This window comes from Streptomyces sp. NPDC059851, from assembly GCF_042732005.1.
GTDB lineage: Bacteria > Actinomycetota > Actinomycetes > Streptomycetales > Streptomycetaceae > Streptomyces.
On record NZ_JBHWJJ010000060.1, the window covers coordinates 1 to 21,416 of the forward strand.

Genomic DNA, 21,416 nt, shown 5'->3' on the forward strand with positions numbered 1-21,416 from the left:
TGTGGGAGAGTAGGACGCCGCCGAACAATCATTGCGGGAAGCCCCGCACCAGCCCCTTCTGGGGGTTCGGTGCGGGGCTTTTCTGCGTTCACGGGACGTACGTGTAGACGCCGCTGTAGACGCGGGCCGTGTCCGATGCCGTGATCCGCGTGCCGGCTGAGGGGCGCGATCGCCTTGCGGTCATTGCCGAGTCCCGCGGTACGTCCATTCGAGCCCTGGTTCAGGAGTTCGCCGAAAGCATGCTGACCGACGAGGAGAGGCGGGAACGGGCGGAGCAGACCCGCGCCTACCTTGCGAAGCACTTTGGGTTCGAGGTGACCGACGAGGAGAGCGCTGCCATGGGGCGCAAGCTGCGGGAGGCATTTGCACAGCTGCGGGCCGATGCCGCGTGATCGACCACCATCTCGTCCTCGACACCGGGGCGCTGCTTGCCCTGGCTGGCAATCGCCAGGTGTCGGTACTGATCCACCGGGCCCGCTTTGAGCCGGCGGCCCGTTTATGGGTGCCTGTCCTGTCGCTCCTGGAGGCGGAGAAGGAGATGTCAGGGCTCACCGAGCACGCCGGCCAGCTCGACGTCCTCCACACCGTCGACTTTGACCATCCCGCTGCGCTGACCGTGGCGCGGCTCGGGCAGGAGGGGGTATCGGCAGGGATCGCCGCCGCGATCCACGCGGCACGGAAACTGCCGGAATGGGGTGCGGACTCACTCGTTGCCACCTTCGAGCCCAAGGCATACCAAGACCGCGGTGTGGTGGTGTTCGACCTCAACCGCTGATGCCGGCCGTCGGCAGTCAGAGGCGGCCTGCGGCCTTGAGGGACAGGTACGCGTCGGCCAAGGACGGGGCCAAGGCGTCCGGAGCGGCGTCGACCACGTGGACGCCGTGGCGGGCCAGCTGGTCAGCGGTGCGCCGGCGCTGGGCCTGGGTCTGGGCGGCGGCAGCCGCCCCGTAGACCGCGTCCAGCGTGCCGCGGGACCGGGTCATCTCCGCGATGTGCGGGTCGGCGACCGAGGCCAGCAGGACCGTGTGGCGCTGCGTGAGCCGGGGCAGGAGCGGCAGCAGGCCCTCTTCGACCGGGGCGGCGTCCAAGCTCGTCAGGAGGACCACCAGGGAGCGGCGGGGGGCGTTGCGCAGGACGGTCGAGACGAGGGTGCGGGCGTCGGTCTCGACGAGCTCCGGTTCCAGGGTGGCCATGGCGTTGACGAAGGCCGGGAGGACGTCTCCGGCCGACCGGCCCTGGACCTGGGCGCGGGGACGGCGGTCGTGGGCCAGCAGGTCCACGCGGTCCCCGGCCCGGGAGGCCAGGGCCGCGAGCAGCAGGGCCGCGTCCAGGGCCGCGTCCAGGCGGGGGGCGTCCCCGACACGGCCCGCGGAGGTCCGGCCGGTGTCCAGGCAAATCAGGATGTGCCGGTCGCGTTCCGGGCGCCAGGTCCGGACGGCGACCTTGTCCTGGCGGGCGGTGGCCCGCCAGTCGATGGAGCGGGTGTCGTCGCCGGGGACGTAGTCGCGGAGGCTGTCGAACTCGGTGCCCTCACCGCGGGTCAGCAGGCTCGTGCGGCCGTCCATCTCCCGCAGGCGGGCCAGCCGCGAGGGGAGGTGCTTGCGGCTGGTGAACGGCGGCAGGACGCGGACCGTCCACGGGACCGTGTGGGTGCCCTGGCGGGCGAGCAGACCGAGCGGGCCGTAGGAGCGGATCGTGACGCGGTCGGCCCGGCGGTCGCCGCGGCGGGTCGGCAGCAGGCGGGTGGTCAGGCGGCGGCGTTCCCCGGGAGGGATGCGCACGGTGTGCCGGGACGCCTGCTGTTCCGTGCCCGGGAGCCAACTGCTGGGGGGCCAGGCGTCGCGGATGCGGGCGCGCAGGAGGCGCGAGCCGGGGTTGGTGACGGTCAGGTGGACCTCCGCCGGATCGCCGAGGCGCACCGTGGTGTCGCCGGAGCGGGCGAGGGCCAGGCGGCGGACCGGGGCCGCGAGGGCGTAGTCGACCGCGCAGGCGACGGCGAGGGGGGCGTTGACCGCGAGGATTCCCGTCCAGCTCGGTTCGAGGATGCCGACGGGGATGCTGCCGAGGGCCGCCAGCAGGGCGGCGCGTCCGGTGGGGGCGGCCATCAGCGGGGAACGGGGACGTGGGACAGGATCGCGGTGAGGACGGCGTCGGCGGTGACGCCCTCCATCTCGGCCTCGGGGCGCAACTGGACGCGGTGACGCAACGTCGGCAGGGCCAGGGCCTTGACGTCGTCGGGGGTGACGTAGTCGCGGCCGGTCAGCCAGGCCCAGGCGCGGGAGGCGGCCAGCAGGGCGGTCGCGCCGCGCGGGGATACGCCGAGGGTGAGGGAGGGCGACTCGCGGGTGGCGCGGCAGACGTCGACGACGTACCCGGCGATCTCGGGGGAGACGGCGACGGCGGCGACCGCGTCCCGGGCGGCCTCCAGCTCGGCCGCTCCGGCGACCGGACGGATGCCGGCGGCACGCAGGTCGCGCGGGTTGAAGCCGGCGGCGTGGCGGGTCAGGACGCCGATCTCGTCCTCGCGGGAGGGGAGCGGGACGTTCAGTTTGAGGAGGAAGCGGTCCAACTGGGCTTCCGGCAGGGGGTAGGTGCCCTCGTACTCGACCGGGTTCATGGTGGCGGCGACGAGGAAGGGGTCGGGCAGGCGGCGGGGGGTGCCGTCGACGGTGACCTGGCGCTCCTCCATGGCCTCCAGGAGGGCCGCCTGGGTCTTGGGCGGGGTGCGGTTGATCTCGTCGGCGAGGAGGAGGTTGGTGAAGACCGGGCCGTTCTGGAACGAGAACTCGGAAGTGCGGGCGTCGTAGACGAGCGAGCCGGTGACGTCGCTGGGCATCAGGTCCGGGGTGAACTGGACGCGCTTCGTGTCCAGGTCGAGGGAGGCGGCCAGAGCCCGTACCAGGAGGGTCTTGGCGACGCCGGGGACGCCTTCGAGGAGGACGTGGCCGCGGCACAGCAGGGCCACCACGAGACCGGTGACGGCCGGGTCCTGGCCGACGACGGCCTTCCCGATCTCGGTGCGGATCGCCTCCAGCGAGGAGCGGGCGCTGTCCGTGGTGGCCGTCATGAGGTGCGGACCTCTCTTTCGAGATCGTCGAGGTGGTCGGCGAGCGCGACGAGTGCGGCGTCGCCGGCTGGGGTGGTGCCGAAGAGGAGGGCGGTCAGGTCCCGGCCGGCGGGGTCCGCGAGGCGGGCGGCGACGGCGGGGACGAGGGTCGCGGGGTCGTGGGTGTGGGCGGACGGCACGCCGACCAGCGCGGCGAGGCGTTCGCGGGAGGCGGCGCGCAGCACGGTGGCGGCGCGGTCGCGGGCGCCGGTCCTGCGGTAGAGGCGGGCGCGGCCCTCGGTGGCCTCGGATGCGCGGACGGCGACGGGCAGCCGCTCGGTGACGAGGGGGCCGAGGCGGCGGGCGCGCCAGAGGGCGGCGAGGGCGGCGGCGACGAACAGCTGGAGGAGGGCCCAGTGCCAGCCGGCCGGGATCAGTTCGAGGAAGGACTTCTCCTCGGCTTCGCCGTCCTGGAGCTCTGCGAGGGAGGGCAGGTACCAGACCAGGTCGGGGCGGCTGCCCAGGAGCTGGAGGGCGAGGGAGGCGTTGCCCTCGCGGGCGAGGTCCTCGTTGAGCAGGACGTGCTCGGAGCCGAGGAGGACGGTGTCGCCGCCGGTGGTGGAGGGCAGGACGAGGACCGTCGGGTGGCCGCCGCTGGGGTAGCAGGCGGTGGCCCCGGCCGTGGTGGTGCCGTAGCGGAGGCCGTCGCCGGTGTCGGCCGGGCCGGCGGTGGTCGCGGCGCTCAGGGAGCAGCTGGGAGCGAGGGTGCGCTCGTGGGCCCTTCCGGCGGTGCGGACCGCGGGGGCCAGGTCGTCCAGGGCGGCGGTGCCGGGGGCGAGGAGGACGGTGCGGCCGCCGGAGAGGTCGATGGCGGAGCGGATGCTGCGCAGCTGCCGGTCGCCGAGCAGGTTCGGGTCGGTGACCAGGAGGGTGGTGCGGGGGCCGGCGGCTGCCGCGGCGTCCTCGGCGGTGGTGACGACGCGGGTGGCCACGCCGCGGGCGCGCAGCAGCTCGGCCACGGCGCGGCTGCCCTCGGGGCCGGGAGAGCGGGGATCGAGGCGGCCCTGGTGGGTGCCCGAGGAGAGGGCGGCGAGGATGATCCCGGCGGTGAGGAGGACGGCCAGGGCGAGGAGGAAGCCGCGGGCGCGGCGCCACACGGCCGCGGGAGTGGCTCCGGTGGCTCCGGTGGGCATGCCGGGCCGGGCCGTGGGGGTGTCGGGGGTGTCCGTGGCGCCGCTGCCGGCCGGCGCCGCTGCCGGGTTCGGGGTGGGGGCGGTCATGCCGGGGGTCCCGTCAGGAGCGGCTTCGTACGGGCCAGGGTGAGGTCGAGGGTGCGCAGGCGGGCGTAGGTGTCGGCGTCGGCGGTGCGGCCGCCGTAGGTGACGTCGTCGAAGGTGCGGGCCGCGGCGTGCAGGTCCGCGGCGTGGCCGGGCAGGGCGCGGGCCGCCTCGGCGGCGGCCTCGTCGGCGGTGCGGCCGGGGCGGGGGTCGAGGAGGGTGCGTTCTTCGAGGGAGCGGACGATGGCGCGCATGCGCTCCTGGACGGCGTCCTTCCAGCGGCCTGCGGCGGCGTGGGCGTCGGCGGTGGTGCGGTGGTCATCGGCGCTCGCCGGGCCGTCGTCGAAGAGGGCGGCCCGGTCGGTGGCGGTCCGGCGGGGGGTGCCGAGCCGCCACCACAGGGCGGCGAGGGCGAGCGCGGCCAGGACGGCGACGGCGACCAGGCCGAAGGTTCCGCCCGGGGAGGTGCTCCCGGCCCGGTCGAAGAGGTCGCCGAGCCACTCCCAGAAGCGGTCCAGGGCGCGCTGGAGCAGTCCGGGGTCGTCCTGGTGGTAGATCTGCTTCGACAGCTCGCGTTCGGCCGCCTCGCGGGCGGGCTCGCGCGGTGTCGTCACCGGCGGTGTCGGCTCTCCCCGGAGGAGCGCCGCGGTGCGTGTGATGAGGTCCCCCCTCCCCGTCATCGCCGGGTCAGCCGCCCGTGGGCGGTGCCGTCGGGTCCGTGCCGTAGTCCTCCAGGCCGGCGGCGCGGGCGAGCTCCAGGTCGAGGGCCTCGCGGCGGATGCGCTGGTCGACGTAGAGCAGGACGGTGACGCCGGACTGCATGGGCAGGGTGATGGTCTGGGCGAGGACCGAGGCGACGGCGAGGACGACCAGGAAGGTCCAGTCGTCCATGATCGAGCCGTCCTCGAAGCCGCTGAGCCCGGTGCCGGAGAGGACGATGCCGAGGGCGCCCAGCGGGTAGATGATCACCATGGAGACGACGGTGGTGATGATCGTGGTGAGGGCGGTGATGCCGAAGATGCGCCACCAGGAGCCGTGGACGAGCTTGGAGGAGCGCCGCAGGGCGGTGGTGATGCTGCTCTTTTCCAGCATCAGGGCGGGCGAGGCCAGGCTGAACTTGATCGCCAGCCAGATCAGCAGCGGGAAGACGACCAGGGCGCTGAGCAGGGCGAGGCCGGTGCTGCGGGCGAGGAAGGCGGGCAGCAGCAGCACGACGACCAGGACGGCCGCGCCGAGGCCGAGCAGCAGGGTCAGGCCGACCAGGTGCAGCAGCCGGGGGCGGGCGTCGCGCCAGGCTTCGGCGATGGTGGAGCCGCGGCCCAACACCGCCCGACTGAAGATCATCGTGAGGAGGGCGGTGGCCAGGATGCCGCCGACGAACTGCACGAACAGGGTGGCGCTGCTGCTCAGCAGGCTGGTGCCCATGGCGTCGAGGAACCCGGCGGCGCCCGGTTCGGCGGCGGGGTCCGGGGCGGGCAGGTCGGCCAGCGCGTACTTCTTCAGCAGCAGGTCGACGACCTGCACGAGCGTGGCGACGACGAGGGAGATCGACAGGACCGAGCGCCACTGGCGGCGCATGGTGGCGACGGCGCCGTCGAGGATCTCGCCCATGTCGAGGGGCCGCAGCGGGATGACGCCCGGCTTGGCGGCCGGGGGCTTGCCCCAGTAGCCGGGACCGCCGGGGGAGCCGTACTGGCTGCCGTACGGGGGCTGCCCGGTGGCGGGGCCCGCCGACGAGGCCCAGCTGCGCGGGGCGGGCTGCTGCGGGGCCGGGGCGGGCCGGGGCGGCTCGGATGCGCCGGGGCTCTGCCAGGCGCCGGGCGGAGGCTGCTCGGCGGCCCACTTCTGACCCCCGGCGGGAGGCCGCGCGGTGTCGCCCTGCTGCGGGTCCTGGCCCGGCTGCCGGCCCTCGCCCTGCTGCTGACCGTCGGGGGCGCCAGGCCGCTCACCGTCGGACGGGGAGGGTCCGGGCACGGCCCGGCCCGGAGAGTCGTTCATCGTCGCTCCTTCACGTGCACCTGGTGGGGCGGGGGCGCTGGTCGGCTGCCATCGTGCCACGTGGGAACGGTGTGCGGGCCGGCCGTCCCCCCGATCTGCGCCGGTCCGCCTTCAATTGTCGCCCGAGTTCGGGGCAGACTGGTCGGTGTGCTCCCCACGCAGGTTCGAGGGTCGATTTCCAGCCTTTTTGGCTGTGGGACAGCTCACCGCCGGGTAACGATTGGCTAATGGGATGATGTCAAGCATGAAGGGACGCGTCCTTGTCGTCGACGACGACACCGCACTGGCCGAGATGCTCGGCATCGTGCTGCGTGGAGAAGGTTTTGAGCCGTCGTTCGTAGCGGACGGTGACAAGGCACTGGCTGCCTTCCGGGAGGCGAAGCCGGACCTGGTGCTGCTGGACCTCATGCTGCCCGGCCGGGACGGCATAGAGGTGTGCCGGCTGATCCGGGCCGAGTCCGGCGTGCCGATCGTGATGCTCACCGCCAAGAGCGACACCGTGGACGTCGTCGTGGGCCTGGAGTCCGGGGCCGACGACTACATCGTCAAGCCGTTCAAGCCGAAGGAGCTGGTGGCCCGCATCCGGGCCCGCCTGCGCCGGTCGGAGGAGCCCGCGCCCGAGCAGCTCACCATCGGTGACCTGGTCATCGACGTGGCCGGGCACTCGGTCAAGCGGGACGGCACTTCCATCGCGCTGACCCCGCTGGAGTTCGACCTGCTGGTCGCGCTCGCGCGCAAGCCCTGGCAGGTCTTCACCCGTGAGGTGCTGCTGGAACAGGTGTGGGGCTACCGGCACGCCGCCGACACCCGCCTGGTCAACGTGCACGTGCAGCGGCTGCGCTCCAAGGTCGAGAAGGACCCGGAGCGCCCCGAGATCGTCGTGACGGTGCGTGGTGTCGGCTACAAGGCAGGACCGAGCTGACGTGAAGCCCGGCAGGTCGCGCGGCGGCTCCCGGTGGGGGGCCCTGCGGGCCGGCCGGCTGCTCCAGGACGGAGCGCCCGGCGGGCCCGTGCTGCGGCTGTTCGTACGACTGGTGCGCCGGCCGTTGCTTCCGGCTGTCCGGCTGTGGCGGCGCAACATCCAGCTGAGGGTGGTCGCCGCGACGATGCTGATGTCGCTGGCCGTGGTGCTGGCGCTCGGCTTCGTCGTCATCGCGCAGGTCAGCAAGGGCCTCCTCGACGCCAAGGAGGAGGCCGCGCAGAGCCAGGCCGCGGGCGGTTTCGCGGTCGCGCAGGAGAAGGCCAACACGCCCGCGACCGTGGACGGGCCCGACGTCACCGACAACAAGGTGGGCCGGGACGCCAGCACCTGGATGAACTCGCTGGTCAAGCAGCTCGCCAGTGGCGGTCAGACCGCGTTCGAGGTGGTCGCCCTCGGAGTCGGCAACGGCTCCGGTGCCGCGACGACGGGTGCGGCCCCGGGCACCGGCACGCAGCCGGGCGGGGCCGGCGCGTCCGGCGTCAAGGGGGCCCGCGCCTCCGGCAACGTCGACCCGACCGCGAGCATCCCGCCGCAGCTGCGCAAGGCCGTCAACCACGCCACCGGCACGTTCAAGACGTTCTCGCAGATCAAGTACACGGACGGGGCCGGCGACAAGTCGCCCGAGCCCGCGCTGGTCGTGGGCAAGCGGCTCACCGACATCAACGGTGACCCGTACGACCTGTACTACCTCTTCCCGCTGACGCAGGAGGAGGAGTCACTCAACCTGGTCAAGTCGACGATCGCCACCGCCGGGTTGTTCGTCGTGGTGCTGCTCAGCGCCATCGCCTGGCTCGTCGTGCGGCAGATCGTGACCCCGGTGCGGATGGCCGCGGGCATCGCCGAGCGGCTGTCGGCCGGGCGGCTCCAGGAGCGGATGAAGGTCACCGGCGAGGACGACATCGCGCGCCTGGGCGAGGCCTTCAACAAGATGGCGCAGAACCTCCAGGTCAAGATCCAGCAGCTGGAGGACCTGTCGCGGATGCAGCGCCGCTTCGTCTCCGACGTGTCGCACGAGCTGCGCACGCCGCTGACGACCGTCCGCATGGCCGCCGACGTCATCCACGACGCCCGGGTCGACTTCGACCCGGTGACCGCCCGCTCCGCCGAGCTGCTCGCCGGTCAGCTGGACCGCTTCGAGTCGCTGCTGGCCGACCTGCTGGAGATCAGCCGGTTCGACGCGGGCGCCGCTGCGCTGGAGGCCGAACCCATCGACCTGCGCGACGTGGTCCACCGGGTCGTCGAGGGCGCCGAACCGCTCGCCGAGCACAAGGGCACCCGGATCCGGGTCCTCGGCGACACCCAGCCGGTGATCGCCGAGGCCGACGCCCGGCGCGTGGAGCGGGTGCTGCGCAACCTCGTCGTCAATGCCGTGGAGCACGGCGAGGGCCGTGACGTGGTGGTCCGGCTCGCGTCCGCGGGCGGGGCCGTCGCCATCGCCGTGCGCGACTACGGCGTCGGCCTCAAGCCCGGCGAGGCCACCCGGGTCTTCAACCGCTTCTGGCGGGCGGACCCGGCGCGGGCCCGCACCACCGGCGGCACCGGCCTCGGCCTGTCCATCGCCGTCGAGGACGCCCGGCTGCACGGCGGCTGGCTCCAGGCCTGGGGCGAGCCGGGCGGCGGCTCCCAGTTCCGCCTGACCCTGCCGCGTACCGCCGACGAGCCGCTGCGGGGCTCCCCGATCCCGCTGGAGCCCGAGGACTCGCGGGCCAACCGGGCCAGGGCCGCGGCCGACGCGGCCGCCTCCGGTTCCGGCTCCGCCGCGGGCGGGCCGCGGGACGGCTCCGGTACGGGTCCGGCCGGCTCCGGGCCGCAGGGCGCCGGGGCCAACCGGGCCCAGGCCCCGGCCCGGCCCGACATCGCGGCGATACCGCCGCGGTCCGCCGTCGCCGGCGCGGTACCGGTGCCCGCCGACCCGACCGCCCTGCCGGGGAACGGGGCCCGTGTCGTGGCCCGGCCGGCCGACCAGGCAGCACAGGAGGATGGAGCAGGTGGACGCTGAGTCCGTACGCGCAGCCAGGGACGGCCGCGGGGCGGCGGCACGGGTGGGTGCCCGGGCGCGGGCCCGGGCGGCCGCGGGCTGTGCAGCCGGCGCGGGCGCGCTGCTGCTCGCCGGCTGCGCGTCGATGCCCGACAGCGGGGAGATCCGGGAGGTCCGGGCCTCGCAGGGCGTCGACTCGCAGGTGCGGGTGTTCGGCGTGCCGCCGGCCGACAAGGCGAGCCCGACGGACATCGTCGACGGCTTCCTGGAGGCCATGACCAGCGATGATCCGCAGCTGCAGACCGCCCGGAAGTACCTCACCGAGGACGCGGCGAAGAACTGGAAGCCCGGCGCGGCCGTCACCGTCCTCTCGGCGGGCATCGACCGGTTCTCCGTGCAGGGCGAGAAGGACCCGGCAGGTCCCCGCTTCAAGATGACCGGCAAGATGCTCGCGACGGTGGACGAGCGCAGCGCGTACCAGCCGGACACGACCGGCGGCCGCTACGAGGAGTTCCTGCAACTGGTGCAGGAGAACAAGCAGTGGCGGATCGCGACGCCGCCGAAGAGCCTGGTCCTCAGCGAGTCCGACTTCCAGCGCATCTACATGCCCGTCAACAAGTACTACTTCGCGGGCGGCACGCTCGTGGCGGACCCGGTGTACGTGCGCCAGCGCAGCGACCCCGACTCGCGGATGGACCCCACGACGCAGACGGTGCAGTCGCTGCTGGCCGGCCCGTCCAAGTGGCTGGGGCCGGTGGTCAGTTCGAGCTTCCCGGCCGGTACGGAGCTGCGGGAGGGCACCAAGTCCCTCGCGTACGACGGGCAGAACACGTTGCGGGTGCCGCTGAACAAGGCGGCCGACGACGTGGCGCAGCCGCAGTGCCAGAAGATGGCCACTCAACTGATGTTCACCGTCAAGGACCTGACGGCGTCCCGGCTGGACCGGGTCGAGGTGCTGCGCGAGGACCGCTCCTCGCTGTGCTCGGTGACCGAGGCGGGCGCCGCGGGCATCGCGCACCGGGTCCCGAGCCCCGACCACCAGTACTACGTCGACGCCGACCACCGGCTCGTGCGGATGAAGCTCGACGTGAACAGCGAGGACCAGCAGTACCGGCCGGAGCCGGTGCCGGGGCCGCTGAACCCGCCCGGCGCCGCCGGAGCCCCCGCCTTCAAGGTCGGTTCCGCGGCTGTGAGCTACGACGAGAAGCGCGCGGCGGTGGTGTCGGAGGACGGGCACGCGCTGCACCTGGTGAGTCTGACGACGGCGGGGCCGATGCCGCAGCCGGTGCTGACCGGCAAGGGCGCCAAGCCGAACGGGCTGACGACGCCGAGCTGGGACGCGGCGGGCGACCTGTGGGTCGCGGACCAGGACCCGCAGAACGCGGCGCTGTACCGGGTGCCCGCGGGTGCCGCGGCCGCGCAGAAGATCGACGTGGCCGGGCTGGACGGCGGGCGGATCACCGCGCTCAAGGCCTCCCCGGACGGGGTGCGGATCGCGCTGCTGGTGCAGAAGGACAACCGCAAGCGCCTGTACATCGGGCGGATCGAGCGGCCCGGGGGCGGCAAGACCGACCAGCCGGGTGCGGTGTCGGTGCGCGAGCTGCGCCCGGCCGCGCCGCAGATGGCGGACGTGACGGCGCTGAGCTGGGCGCCGCGGGGCCGGCTGCTGGTCGTGGGCCGGGAGAGCGGCGGGGTCGTGCAGGCCCGCTACATGCTGGCGGACGGGTCGATGGTCGCGGCGAGCCTGCCCGGGGCGGCCGGGCTGGTCGCGGTCGCGGCGACGGAGGACGAGCGGAAGCCGGTCGTGGCCGCTTCGCAGGACGACGGGATCGTGTGGCTGCCGCCGGGGGCGCAGTGGCGCACGGTGGCGGCGGGCGGCAAGGCCCCCGTGTACCCGGGCTGACCCGTGTCCCCGGGTGGCGGACCCCGGCTGGGCCCCGGCCCGGTCGGGGTTCTTCCGTTGTCCACAGGTGTGGCGGGACCTCGGGGCGGCCGGGCACATTGAGGGGATGTGGGGGTGGTGGCAGGAGCTCGCCGGGCTGGTGCTGCCGGCGGCCTGTGCCGGCTGCGGGGCGGCCCGCGCGGTGCTGTGCGCTGCCTGCGGGCGGGCGCTGGACGGCGGTGCGGCGGCCCCGGTACGGCCCTCCGGGCGGCCGCGGGGGCTGCCCCCGGTGTACGGGGCCGCGGTGTACGAGGGCGCCGTACGGGCCGTCGTCCTCGCGCACAAGGAGCGCGGGGCGCTGGCGCTGGCGGGGCCGCTCGGGTCGGCTCTGGCGGCGGCCGTCGCCGCGGGCGACGCGGCCGCGGGCGCGGCCGGTGGCGGTGCGGTCGGCGGCGGTGCGGTCCGGTCCTGGGCGGAGGGGCCCGCGGGGGTGGTGTTGGTGCCGGTCCCCTCGGCGCGCCGGCAGGTACGGGCGCGGGGGCACGACCCGGTGCGCAGGATCGCGCTGGCGGCCGCGGGGCGGCTGCGGCGGGCCGGTGCCCCCGCACGGGTGGCGTCCGTGTTGCACCAGGTGCGGCCGGTGGCCGACCAGGCGGGGCTCGGGGCGCGGGAGCGGTGGGAGAACCTGGCCGGGGCGCTGGGGGTGCGCAGGGGCGGTGCGCTGTCCGTGGCCGGGGCCCGGATCGTTCTGGTGGACGACGTGATCACGACGGGGGCCACGCTCGCTGAGGCGTCGCGGGCGCTGCGGGCGGCCGGGCTCGGGCCGGTGGCCGGGGCGGCCGTGGTGGCCGCACCGCCCCGGTCTTTTCGTACGAATCCGGTCGTCTACCCGGACAGAGCAACACTCTTGTGAATAGATTTGGAACTGATGGGGAAGGCGCATCGTTGCAGGTAACGAGAGGGACTGAACACCTGAACGGAGGTACGTTCCGGTAGCGGGTGCCGACAACCGGCATGGAGAGATATGTTCGGTTGTGAGGAACTGGCGACCCTGGGAACTCGCATCGGATCGCACGTTTCACAGTTGCTTGAAACTTCGTGTCAGAGACTGTCTCTCGACTCCGAAGTCGGTGGGGTGTAGATCTTGCCGATGGGGGAGGAGGAGGTGAAAGTCGCCAAGTCCGAGGCTCCGGCGAACACCGGAGCCTGGTGCGAAAGGGAGACGCTTCGCCTTTCGGAGGCGGGGCTATCCGGGAACGGAGTTCTGCGTGGACATCGTCGTCAAGGGCCGCAAGACCGAGGTGCCCGAGCGGTTCCGCAAGCACGTTGCGGAGAAGCTCAACGTGGACAAGATCCAGAAGTATGACGGCAAGGTCATCAGCATGGATGTCGAGGTGTCCAAGGAGCACAACCCGCGACAGGCCGACCGTTCCGACCGTGTCGAGATCACGCTGCGTTCGCGCGGGCCGGTGATCCGTGCCGAGGCCGCAGCGGCCGACCCGTACGCGGCGCTGGATCTGGCGCACGAGAAGCTCGAGGCCCGGCTGCGCAGGCAGCACGACAAGCGCGCCACCCGCCGCGGTAGCGGCAGGCTTTCGGCGGCCGAGGTCGCCGACGCGGTACCGGACGCCGCGACCCTCAACGGGCACGGCATGCCGGTGTCCGACGAGGAGGCGGACGCGATTCCCACGACCCGGATCGGGTCGCTGGAGGTACAGGGCGAAGGACCGCTCATCGTCCGCGAGAAGACGCACTCGGCGTCCCCCATGTCGCTCGACCAGGCTCTGTACGAGATGGAGCTGGTCGGCCACGACTTCTATCTGTTCGTCGATTCCGAGACGAAGATGCCGAGCGTCGTCTACCGGCGTCACGGCTACGACTACGGCGTGATCCACCTCAACTCCGACCAGGCCTCCAGCACGGATGAGCCCGGTCCGGGAGGTGCGGGCGGAGCGCTGGGCGGCTGACGCCCGTCGGGTTTCCGTGCGGTGCCCCTGCCGGACGCGCGTGTCCGGCAGGGGCATCCCTGTGACCGGATATGCGCCAGGCGTCCGCCCGGAGACACCCGGAGACCACCGGCGGGCGGCGCGGGCATGGAATCATGGCGGGCAGTCAACCGGCGGGTGCGTCCGCAGGGTTGGCCGGCAGCTCGGCACATGCAGGGGGAGGAACGATGGCGGACGGTTTCGAGCCGGTGCGCGAGGACGAGGGCGGCGGCGAGCCGATCCGGGTGCTCGTCGTCGACGACCACGCCCTGTTCCGGCGCGGGCTGGAGATCGTCCTCGCCCAGGAGGAGGACATCCAGGTCGTCGGGGAGGCCGGGGACGGCGCGGAGGCCGTGGACAAGGCGGCGGACCTGCTGCCGGACATCGTGTTGATGGACGTGCGGATGCCCCGGCGGGGCGGGATCGAGGCGTGCACGTCGATCAAGGAGGTCGCCCCCTCCGCGAAGATCATCATGCTGACGATCAGCGACGAAGAGGCGGACCTCTACGACGCGATCAAGGCGGGTGCCACCGGCTACCTGCTGAAGGAGATCTCCACGGACGAGGTGGCCACGGCGATCCGCGCGGTGGCCGACGGCCAGTCGCAGATCAGCCCGTCGATGGCGTCGAAACTCCTCACCGAGTTCAAGTCCATGATCCAGCGGACGGACGAGCGCCGGCTGCTGCCCGCGCCCCGGCTCACCGACCGCGAGGTGGAGGTGCTCAAGCTCGTCGCGACCGGGATGAACAACCGGGACATCGCCAAGGAGCTGTTCATCTCCGAGAACACGGTGAAGAACCACGTCCGCAACATCCTGGAGAAGCTGCAGCTGCACTCCAGGATGGAGGCCGTCGTGTACGCGATGCGCGAGAAGATCCTCGAAATCCGCTAGCCGGCCGCACCCGCGCCGAGCGCGGCCAGCTCCGCGGTCACGGCGGCGGCCTCCGCCGCGCTGCTCGCGCGCTCGACGCGGACCGTGTCGCAGCCGACCCAGGAGGCCGCCTCGCGCAGGGCCTCGGCCATGGGACGGGCGGCCTTCGGGGTGGTCAGGGAGAGCTGCCGGGCCACCAGCGTGCTGCCCTCGCGGGCCGGGTCGACCCGGCCCTGGAGCCGGCCGCCGGTGAGCAGCGGCATCGCGAAGTAGCCGTGTATCCGCTGCGGCTTGGGGACGTACGCCTCCAGCTTGTGGCTGAAGCCGAAGATCCGCTCGGTGCGCGGGCGGTCCCAGACCAGGGAGTCGAAGGGGGAGAGCAGGGTCGTCCGGTGCCGGCCGCGCGGGACCGCGGCCAGGGCCTCCGGGTCGGCCCAGGCCGGCTTGCCCCAGCCCTCGACCTCCACCGGTACCAGCCCGGAGTCGGCGACCACAGCGTCGAACTGCTCGCCCTTGATCCGGTGGTAGTCCGCGATGTCCGCGCGGGTGCCCACGCCGAGCGACCTGCCGGCCAGCGAGACCAGGCGTCGCAGGCACTCGCCGTCGTCCAGGTCGTCGTGGAGCAGCTCGTCCGGCACCGCCCGCTCGGCCAGGTCGTAGACCCGCTTCCAGCTCCTGCGCTCGGTGCACACGACGTCGCCCGTGTCCAGCAGCCACTCCACCGCGATCTTGGTCTCGGACCAGTCCCACCACGGGCCGCCGTTCTTCGCGCCGCCGAGTTCGGTGGAGGTGAGCGGACCCTCGGCCTTCAGCCGGTCCAGGACCAGCCGGCAGGAGGCCTCCCGGTCCTTCATCTCGTGCCAGCGGTAGCCGTGCTCGCGCCGGGCCCGCCGCCGGAAGGCGAAATGCGGCCATTCTTCGATCGGCAGGATGCAGGCCGCGTGCGACCAGTACTCGAAGGCGTGCTGCTCCGTCCAGTACGCCCGCTCGACCGCCCCGCGGCCCACTGCGCCCAGGCGCGCGTACGGGATCAGCTCGTGCGAGCGGGCCAGGACGGAGATGGTGTCCAACTGGACGGCGCCCAGGTGGCGCAGCACCCCGCGCACCCCGCCGCGCCGGTCGGGCGCCCCGAGGAACCCCTGTGCGCGCAGGGCGATTCGGCGTGCTTCGTCGGCGGAGAGCCGGACCGTGGTCGTCATGTCCGCACCCTAGAGGACGCCACTGACAACGGAACCGGCGATCGGGGGTGCGTACGCGGCGGCCACGGGGCGCGCCCCGGGCGCAGGCCCGCCCGCCTGCCCGCCCGTGTCGGCCTGCCCGCCCGTGTCCGCCTCAGGCTCCCGCGGCCGGCGCGGGCAGGTACGGCAACTGCGACTCCAAACCGAGGTCGGCGGGGAGCAGCCCGCCCACCCAGCAGTCACGCCAGGTGCCCCGGACCGGCAGGGCGGCCCGCAGGACGCCCTCCACCCGGAACCCGGTCTTCTCCGCGACCGCCCGGGAGCCGTCGTTGCCGACCTCGGCCCGCCACTCCACCCGCCCGGCGCCGAGCCTGGTGAAGGCCCAGCGGGAGACCGCCGTCACCGCCTCCGTGGCATAGCCGCGGCCGCGGTGCTCCTTCGCCGTCCAGTAGCCCACCTCGTACGCGGCGGGCCCGCGCACGTGCAGCCCGACCGCCCCGAGGAGGCTCCCGGAGCCGGCGGGGCGGACCGCGAAGGAATATTCGGTGTCCTGCCGCCAGCCGGCCGGGGAGATCTCGGAGGTCCAGCCGCGCGCGTGCTCCGGCTCGTACGGCACGGGGACGGCGGTCCAGCGCTGGATGTCGGGGTCCTGGCAGGCCAGGTGGACGGCGTCGGCGTCCGCGGGGGCCCAGGGGCGCAGTACCAGCCGTTCGGTGGCCAGCGAGGTGGGTTCCATGACCGCATTCTGGTGGTGGGGCCCTGGTCGGGCGAGCAGTTTTCGCGCAGGGCGGCACTTTCACCGCCCCCCGTACGTTCTCATTCCGGGCGCATGCCGCCCCGCGGCCATGGCGGACCTCCCGACGCGACCGTGTCCTCGCTTACGATGGCCGGTGCGGTGGGGCCCACCCTCCGTGCCCGCGTACGAACCAGTGCCAGGCCCGACCGGCAAGGAGACAAACCTCGGTGTCCGTCTTCAACAAGCTCATGCGTGCAGGCGAAGGCAAGATCCTGCGCAAACTGCACCGCATTGCGGACCAGGTCAACTCCATCGAAGAGGACTTCGTCAACCTCTCCGACGCCGAGTTGCGGGCGCTCACGGACGAGTACAAGCAGCGCTACCAGGACGGCGAGAGCCTCGACGACCTCCTGCCGGAGGCCTTCGCGACCGTCCGCGAGGCCGCCAAGCGCGTCCTGGGCCAGCGACACTACGACGTCCAGCTGATGGGCGGCGCCGCGCTGCACCTGGGCTACGTCGCGGAGATGAAGACCGGTGAGGGCAAGACCCTCGTCGGCACGCTCCCGGCGTACCTGAACGCGCTGTCCGGCAAGGGCGTGCACCTGATCACGGTGAACGACTACCTGGCCGAGCGCGACTCCGAGATGATGGGCCGCGTCCACAAGTTCCTGGGCCTGTCCGTGGGCTGCATCCTGGCCAACATGACGCCGGCGCAGCGCCGCGAGCAGTACGGCTGCGACATCACCTACGGCACGAACAACGAGTTCGGCTTCGACTACCTGCGCGACAACATGGCGTGGTCGCAGGAGGAGCTGGTGCAGCGCGGGCACAACTTCGCCGTGGTCGACGAGGTCGACTCCATCCTGATCGACGAGGCGCGTACCCCGCTGATCATCTCCGGTCCCGCCGACCAGGCCACGAAGTGGTACGGCGACTTCGCCAAGCTGGTCACCCGCCTCACCAAGGGCGAGCCGGGCAACCCGCTGAAGGGCATCGAGGAGACCGGCGACTACGAGGTCGACGAGAAGAAGCGCACCGTCGGCATCCACGAAGCCGGTGTCTCCAAGGTCGAGGACTGGCTCGGCATCGACAACCTCTACGAGTCGGTCAACACGCCGCTCGTCGGCTACCTGAACAACGCCATCAAGGCGAAGGAACTGTTCAAGAAGGACAAGGACTACGTCGTCATCGACGGCGAGGTCATGATCGTCGACGAGCACACCGGCCGTATCCTCGCCGGCCGCCGCTACAACGAGGGCATGCACCAGGCGATCGAGGCGAAGGAAGGGGTGGACATCAAGGACGAGAACCAGACCCTCGCCACGATCACCCTGCAGAACTTCTTCCGCCTCTACACCAAGCTCTCCGGCATGACCGGTACGGCCATGACCGAGGCCGCGGAGTTCCACCAGATCTACAAGCTGGGCGTCGTGCCGATCCCGACGAACCGGCCCATGCAGCGCAAGGACCAGGCGGACCTGATCTACCGCACCGAGGTCGCCAAGTTCGCGGCCGTGGTCGACGACATCGCGGAGAAGCACGAGAAGGGCCAGCCGATCCTCGTCGGCACCACCTCGGTCGAGAAGTCGGAGTACCTCTCGCGGCAGCTGTCCAAGCGCGGCATCCCGCACGAGGTCCTCAACGCCAAGCACCACGAGCGCGAGGCCGTGATCGTCGCCCAGGCGGGCCGTCGCGGCGCCGTGACGGTCGCCACGAACATGGCCGGCCGCGGTACCGACATCAAGCTCGGCGGCAACCCGGACGACCTCGCCGAGGCCGAGCTGCGCCAGCAGGGCCTGGACCCCGAGGAGCACATCGAGGAGTGGGCGCACGCCCTGCCCGCCGCGCTCCAGCGCGCCGAGGCGGCCGTGAAGGCCGAGTTCGAGGAGGTCAAGGCGCTCGGCGGGCTGTACGTGCTGGGCACCGAGCGGCACGAGTCGCGCCGCATCGACAACCAGCTGCGCGGCCGCTCCGGCCGTCAGGGCGACCCGGGCGAGTCCCGCTTCTACCTGTCGCTGGGCGACGACCTGATGCGCCTGTTCAAGGCGCAGATGGTCGAGCGCGTGATGTCGATGGCGAACGTGCCGGACGACGTGCCGATCGAGAACAAGATGGTGACGCGCGCGATCGCGTCGGCCCAGTCGCAGGTCGAGACCCAGAACTTCGAGACCCGCAAGAACGTCCTGAAGTACGACGAGGTCCTCAACAGCCAGCGCGAGGTCATCTACGGCGAGCGCCGCCGGGTCCTGGAGGGCGAGGACCTGCACGAGCAGGTGCGGTACTTCATGGACGACACGATCGACGCGTACATCGCGGCGGAGACGGTCGAGGGCTTCGCCGAGGAGTGGGACCTGGACCGGCTGTGGGGCGCGTTCAAGCAGCTCTACCCCCTCAAGGTCACCATCGAGGAGCTGGAGGACGCCGCGGGCGACCGCGCCGGCATCACCGCCGAGTTCATCGCGGAGTCCGTCAAGGACGACATCCACGAGCAGTACCAGGCCCGCGAGAAGGCGCTCGGTTCGGACATCATGCGCGAGCTGGAGCGGCGCGTGGTGCTGTCCGTCCTGGACCGCAAGTGGCGCGAGCACCTCTACGAGATGGACTACCTCCAGGAGGGCATCGGTCTGCGCGCGATGGCCCAGAAGGACCCGCTGGTCGAGTACCAGCGCGAGGGCTTCGACATGTTCAACGCCATGATGGAGGGCATCAAGGAGGAGTCGGTCGGCTACCTGTTCAACCTGGAGGTCCAGGTCGAGCAGCAGGTCGAGGAGGTCCCGGTGCAGGAGGCCGCCCCGGCGGTGGCCCCCGGCCCGCGCCCGGAGATCCGCGCCAAGGGCCTGGACACCCCGCAGCGCCCGGACCGGCTGCACTTCTCCGCCCCGACGGTGGACGGCGAGGGCGGCGTGGTCGAGGGCGACTTCGAGGCCGAGGAGGGCGACGGCATGACCCGGGCCGAGCGCCGCAAGGCGCAGAAGGCCGCCGGCGGTCGCCGCCGCAAGAAGTAGCCGCTGCTTCAGCAGGGGCATCCCGTCGGGGGCCGGACACCGAGTGCGTGTCCGGCCCCCGGCGGCGTTTCCGGCGCCGGAGTGCTCGACTTTCTTCATGGGCAGGCGAGTTGAGCGACGCCGGGGGCGGCCCCGGTTCGCGCTGCGCTGCGGCGGGCTGCACCTCGTGGTCGAGCGCGTTCCCGTCCGGCTGGTCGCGCTGGGGGCCACGGCCACCGGTACCCGGAGAGGGGTCAGGGCAGCGGGCCGCGGATTTCCACGGCTGCGCAGCGCCAGCGCAGGTCGGGACCCTGCTCCAGGCGGAAGGCCATCGCCGAGATCCGGTCGCCGGTGGCGATGCGGGCGAAGGCCTCGATCACGCCCGGCCCCGGGTGGAAGCGCCCGCAGCGGCGCAGCACCGGGCGCAGGCGGCTGCGCAGGGGGCCCGCCGGGGCCAGGCCCACCAGCTGGTCGTAGGCGGGGCCGACGGTCAGGCCGAGCAGCGAGTGGACGGGGCGCTGGCCGCTGATCACCGCCAGCAGGCGTTCGGCGAACCAGTCGTGGGGCCCGCCCGGGGCCGGTGGGCGGGCCTCCCGCGGGCCGGGCCGGCGCTGGTCGCGGCGCCCCGGGGGCCGGGAGCCGGTCGCGGCCCCCGGCCCGGTCGCCCGCCCCGGCCCGGTCGGCCCGGCCGGCCCCGTGGTCCTGGTCTTCTTGGTCGTCATCGTCGTCCTGGTGCTCATGGCGGTCGTCCCCCATGCGTACGGGCCCTGGCGGTACCGGTCGGTAACTTCGCTGGGGATCTTCTACGGCCGGCCGACACCCTCCGCAACGGACGTGCAGCCGCCCGGCCGGTGCCGTGCCGCTTCACCTATCCGGGTGGCCCCGGGCCGTGGGGGCGGGCGCGCGGGAGCCGGCGGCGAACGTCCCGTGGACGGGATCCGGCGCACCCCGGGCAGCCCGAAGGGGGACCGGGCCGGTCACCGCACGCAGTCTTCCGCCGCCGCTGTGCCACCGTCGTATCCTGAGGGCGTTCCCGACTACCGAAAGCAGCCGGCCATGCGCGTGTACGTCCCCCTGACCCTCCCCGGGCTCGCCGAGGTGCACCAGGCGGGTGAGCTGGGCGGTGCCGCCCTGCGCGCGTACGCCGTCACCCCGGGCCTGCGCGAGTGGTACGTGTCGGACGACATCGAGGAGTTGGAGTACGCCGCCCTCGGCCGGGCCGCCACGGCCTCCTTGCGGATGCTGGCCGAGGACCCCGCCGCCCCGCGCAAGCGCGTCGTCGTCGCCTTCGACGTGGCCGACGGGGCCGTCACCGCCGTCCCGGGGATCGACGAGGCCACCCTCGGGCAGGTCGCCGTCGCCGGCCCGGTCCGCCTGGCCGTGGCCGCCGCGGTGCACGTCGACGCCGACGACGCGGTCAAGGACGTCGAGGCGGCCGCCGCGGCCGTCGCGGCTGCCGACACCGGGGACGACGACGCCCGGTTCACCGTCGACGGCGCCGAGGACCACGAACTGCTGTGGTTCGGCGTCCAGGAGATCCCGGGGCTGCTGGCATGAGCGCCACCTGGCACATCGTCTGGGACTGGAACGGCACGCTGCTCCACGACATCGACGCCGTCATCAGTGCGACGAACGCCTCCTTCGCCGAGTTCGGCTTCCCGCCGATCACGCTGGAGCGCTACCGTGAGCTGTACGTCGTACCGGTGCCGAAGTTCTACGAGCGGCTCATGGGCCGGCTGCCCACCGATGCCGAGTGGGCCGTCATGGACGAGGCGTTCCACCGCCACTACTGGGTCGCCGCCGAGGCCGCCGGGCTCACCGACGGGGCCCCGGCGCTGCTGCGGGACTGGCAGGCGGACGGGTCCACGCAGTCCCTGCTGTCGCTGGCGCCCCACGACAGGCTCGTCCCGCTCGTGCGGGAGTACGGCATCGAGCAGCACTTCCTGCGCGTCGACGGCCGTACCGGCCCCTCGCACAGCTCCAAGGCGGCGCACCTGGTCCGGCACATGGCGGCCCTGGAGGCCGGCGGTGTGACGCCCACGCGCACGGTCCTCATCGGGGACGCGGTCGACGACGCCGTGGCCGCGGCCCACGTCGGCGCGCGCGCCGTCCTCTACACGGGTGGTTCGCACAGCCGCAGCAGTCTGGAATCGGCCGGTGTGCCGGTCGTGGACAGCCTGGCAGAGGCCGTCGCCACTGCTCGCGAGCTGGCCGAATAGGGACTGGCACGCGCGGTGGTCCACGTCACTGCGCACATCGTCAAACTTCCGGACTTGCTTTTGTACAGATCCGGACCGTGACGCGGTGGGGGGAGGGCGAGATAGCCTGGTACCCGTGATCAGCGCGATAGTCCGCGGGGGCACCGATGCCCCCGGCCTGCGCCCGGCGCACGACCGTGCCCGGGCCTTCGCTGATCCCTGCTGCCGGGACGCCTGGCCGATTCTGGCCGTATCCCTCCCGGTCGGCTCTCACGACGACATAGCGTCGGTCCCGGACGG

Annotated in this window: 19 protein-coding genes; 11 read left to right on the plus strand and 8 right to left on the minus strand. The window is 73.0% G+C overall.

The window, feature by feature from the left end; genetic code table 11:
- The first annotated feature begins 128 nt into the window (after positions 1 to 128).
- The gene (locus ACFV7Q_RS21005) at positions 129 to 392 is read left to right on the plus strand and encodes a hypothetical protein (protein WP_385430444.1); all 264 of its coding nucleotides are present in this window, start codon (positions 129 to 131) and stop codon (positions 390 to 392) included.
- A complete protein-coding gene (locus tag ACFV7Q_RS21010) occupies positions 389 to 775 on the plus strand; it encodes a hypothetical protein (protein WP_385430446.1) in 387 nt (128 codons plus the stop codon). The genes ACFV7Q_RS21005 and ACFV7Q_RS21010 overlap by 4 nt, the downstream gene beginning before the upstream one ends.
- 16 nt (positions 776 to 791) lie before the next feature.
- On the opposite strand, the gene ACFV7Q_RS21015 is transcribed toward ACFV7Q_RS21010, so the two are convergent.
- From ACFV7Q_RS21015 to ACFV7Q_RS21035, 5 genes are read right to left on the minus strand one after another with little or no spacing between them, the layout of a single operon-like run.
- Positions 792 to 2,105, minus strand: coding sequence for a DUF58 domain-containing protein (locus tag ACFV7Q_RS21015; protein WP_385430448.1), 1,314 nt, complete (start codon positions 2,103 to 2,105; stop codon positions 792 to 794).
- Positions 2,105 to 3,067 carry an AAA family ATPase gene (locus ACFV7Q_RS21020; RefSeq protein ID WP_385430450.1) on the minus strand — a complete coding sequence of 321 codons (963 nt, stop codon included), beginning with the start codon at positions 3,065 to 3,067 and terminating at the stop codon, positions 2,105 to 2,107. Before ACFV7Q_RS21020 ends, ACFV7Q_RS21015 begins: the two co-directional genes overlap by 1 nt.
- Positions 3,064 to 4,326 (minus strand): DUF4350 domain-containing protein, encoded by a 1,263-nt coding sequence (locus ACFV7Q_RS21025; protein WP_385430451.1) that lies wholly within the window; start codon positions 4,324 to 4,326, stop codon positions 3,064 to 3,066. The genes ACFV7Q_RS21020 and ACFV7Q_RS21025 overlap by 4 nt, the downstream gene beginning before the upstream one ends.
- Complete coding sequence (locus tag ACFV7Q_RS21030) at positions 4,323 to 5,003, minus strand: DUF4129 domain-containing protein (protein ID WP_385430453.1); 681 nt, start codon at positions 5,001 to 5,003, stop codon at positions 4,323 to 4,325. The genes ACFV7Q_RS21025 and ACFV7Q_RS21030 overlap by 4 nt, the downstream gene beginning before the upstream one ends.
- Before the next feature lie 7 nt (positions 5,004 to 5,010).
- A complete protein-coding gene (locus ACFV7Q_RS21035; protein WP_385430455.1) occupies positions 5,011 to 6,321 on the minus strand; it encodes a glycerophosphoryl diester phosphodiesterase membrane domain-containing protein in 1,311 nt (436 codons plus the stop codon).
- A 232-nt stretch (positions 6,322 to 6,553) separates the two neighbouring features.
- On the opposite strand from ACFV7Q_RS21035, the gene mtrA reads away from it, so the two are divergent.
- From mtrA to ACFV7Q_RS21065, 6 genes are all read left to right on the plus strand, one after another.
- Complete coding sequence (gene mtrA, locus ACFV7Q_RS21040) at positions 6,554 to 7,243, plus strand: two-component system response regulator MtrA (protein WP_385430457.1); 690 nt, start codon at positions 6,554 to 6,556, stop codon at positions 7,241 to 7,243.
- Positions 7,212 to 9,302, plus strand: coding sequence for an MtrAB system histidine kinase MtrB (gene mtrB / locus ACFV7Q_RS21045; RefSeq protein ID WP_385430459.1), 2,091 nt, complete (start codon positions 7,212 to 7,214; stop codon positions 9,300 to 9,302). The genes mtrA and mtrB overlap by 32 nt, the downstream gene beginning before the upstream one ends.
- A gap of 124 nt (positions 9,303 to 9,426) precedes the next feature.
- Positions 9,427 to 11,184 carry an LpqB family beta-propeller domain-containing protein gene (locus tag ACFV7Q_RS21050; RefSeq protein WP_385430488.1) on the plus strand — a complete coding sequence of 586 codons (1,758 nt, stop codon included), beginning with the start codon at positions 9,427 to 9,429 and terminating at the stop codon, positions 11,182 to 11,184.
- Between the two features lie 106 nt (positions 11,185 to 11,290).
- Positions 11,291 to 12,076, plus strand: a complete 786-nt coding sequence (locus ACFV7Q_RS21055; protein ID WP_385430460.1) for a ComF family protein — start codon at positions 11,291 to 11,293, stop codon at positions 12,074 to 12,076.
- A gap of 355 nt (positions 12,077 to 12,431) precedes the next feature.
- Positions 12,432 to 13,130 carry a ribosome hibernation-promoting factor, HPF/YfiA family gene (hpf, locus tag ACFV7Q_RS21060; RefSeq protein WP_360637596.1) on the plus strand — a complete coding sequence of 233 codons (699 nt, stop codon included), beginning with the start codon at positions 12,432 to 12,434 and terminating at the stop codon, positions 13,128 to 13,130.
- Between the two features lie 206 nt (positions 13,131 to 13,336).
- Positions 13,337 to 14,041 (plus strand): response regulator, encoded by a 705-nt coding sequence (locus ACFV7Q_RS21065; RefSeq protein WP_385430462.1) that lies wholly within the window; start codon positions 13,337 to 13,339, stop codon positions 14,039 to 14,041.
- On the opposite strand, the gene ACFV7Q_RS21070 is transcribed toward ACFV7Q_RS21065, so the two are convergent.
- Positions 14,038 to 15,219, minus strand: a complete 1,182-nt coding sequence (locus tag ACFV7Q_RS21070; protein WP_385430464.1) for a winged helix-turn-helix domain-containing protein — start codon at positions 15,217 to 15,219, stop codon at positions 14,038 to 14,040. The genes ACFV7Q_RS21065 and ACFV7Q_RS21070 overlap by 4 nt on opposite strands.
- 133 nt (positions 15,220 to 15,352) lie before the next feature.
- Entirely contained in the window at positions 15,353 to 15,934 is a 582-nt protein-coding gene (locus tag ACFV7Q_RS21075; protein WP_385430465.1) for a GNAT family N-acetyltransferase, read from the minus strand.
- Positions 15,935 to 16,161: 227 nt separating this feature from the next.
- Between ACFV7Q_RS21075 and secA the strand changes: the two genes are divergently transcribed.
- A complete protein-coding gene (gene secA, locus ACFV7Q_RS21080) occupies positions 16,162 to 18,939 on the plus strand; it encodes a preprotein translocase subunit SecA (protein ID WP_385430466.1) in 2,778 nt (925 codons plus the stop codon).
- A 233-nt stretch (positions 18,940 to 19,172) separates the two neighbouring features.
- Here secA and ACFV7Q_RS21085 read toward each other — a convergent pair whose 3' ends face one another.
- A complete protein-coding gene (locus ACFV7Q_RS21085) occupies positions 19,173 to 19,658 on the minus strand; it encodes an Rv3235 family protein (RefSeq protein ID WP_385430468.1) in 486 nt (161 codons plus the stop codon).
- 316 nt (positions 19,659 to 19,974) lie between these two features.
- Between ACFV7Q_RS21085 and ACFV7Q_RS21090 the strand changes: the two genes are divergently transcribed.
- Both ACFV7Q_RS21090 and ACFV7Q_RS21095 read left to right on the plus strand, forming a co-directional pair.
- Positions 19,975 to 20,475, plus strand: coding sequence for a DUF6912 family protein (locus tag ACFV7Q_RS21090; RefSeq protein WP_385430470.1), 501 nt, complete (start codon positions 19,975 to 19,977; stop codon positions 20,473 to 20,475).
- Entirely contained in the window at positions 20,472 to 21,137 is a 666-nt protein-coding gene (locus ACFV7Q_RS21095; RefSeq protein ID WP_385430472.1) for an HAD family hydrolase, read from the plus strand. The genes ACFV7Q_RS21090 and ACFV7Q_RS21095 overlap by 4 nt, the downstream gene beginning before the upstream one ends.
- The last annotated feature ends 279 nt before the right edge of the window (positions 21,138 to 21,416 follow it).

Excerpts from the sequence above, each read along its gene's own strand:
- ACFV7Q_RS21035 (WP_385430455.1), bottom strand. The coding sequence starts at position 6,321 with ATGAACGACTCTCCGGGCCGGGCCGTGCCCGGACCCTCCCCGTCCGAC.
- mtrA (WP_385430457.1), top strand. The coding sequence starts at position 6,554 with ATGATGTCAAGCATGAAGGGACGCGTCCTTGTCGTCGACGACGACACC.
- ACFV7Q_RS21020 (WP_385430450.1), bottom strand. The coding sequence starts at position 3,067 with ATGACGGCCACCACGGACAGCGCCCGCTCCTCGCTGGAGGCGATCCGC.
- ACFV7Q_RS21070 (WP_385430464.1), bottom strand. The coding sequence starts at position 15,219 with ATGACGACCACGGTCCGGCTCTCCGCCGACGAAGCACGCCGAATCGCC.
- ACFV7Q_RS21025 (WP_385430451.1), bottom strand. The coding sequence starts at position 4,326 with ATGACCGCCCCCACCCCGAACCCGGCAGCGGCGCCGGCCGGCAGCGGC.
- ACFV7Q_RS21015 (WP_385430448.1), bottom strand. The coding sequence starts at position 2,105 with ATGGCCGCCCCCACCGGACGCGCCGCCCTGCTGGCGGCCCTCGGCAGC.
- ACFV7Q_RS21085 (WP_385430468.1), bottom strand. The coding sequence starts at position 19,658 with ATGAGCACCAGGACGACGATGACGACCAAGAAGACCAGGACCACGGGG.
- ACFV7Q_RS21030 (WP_385430453.1), bottom strand. The coding sequence starts at position 5,003 with ATGACGGGGAGGGGGGACCTCATCACACGCACCGCGGCGCTCCTCCGG.
- ACFV7Q_RS21065 (WP_385430462.1), top strand. The coding sequence starts at position 13,337 with ATGGCGGACGGTTTCGAGCCGGTGCGCGAGGACGAGGGCGGCGGCGAG.
- ACFV7Q_RS21090 (WP_385430470.1), top strand. The coding sequence starts at position 19,975 with ATGCGCGTGTACGTCCCCCTGACCCTCCCCGGGCTCGCCGAGGTGCAC.
- ACFV7Q_RS21075 (WP_385430465.1), bottom strand. The coding sequence starts at position 15,934 with ATGGAACCCACCTCGCTGGCCACCGAACGGCTGGTACTGCGCCCCTGG.
- ACFV7Q_RS21055 (WP_385430460.1), top strand. The coding sequence starts at position 11,291 with ATGTGGGGGTGGTGGCAGGAGCTCGCCGGGCTGGTGCTGCCGGCGGCC.
- ACFV7Q_RS21050 (WP_385430488.1), top strand. The coding sequence starts at position 9,427 with ATGCCCGACAGCGGGGAGATCCGGGAGGTCCGGGCCTCGCAGGGCGTC.
- ACFV7Q_RS21095 (WP_385430472.1), top strand. The coding sequence starts at position 20,472 with ATGAGCGCCACCTGGCACATCGTCTGGGACTGGAACGGCACGCTGCTC.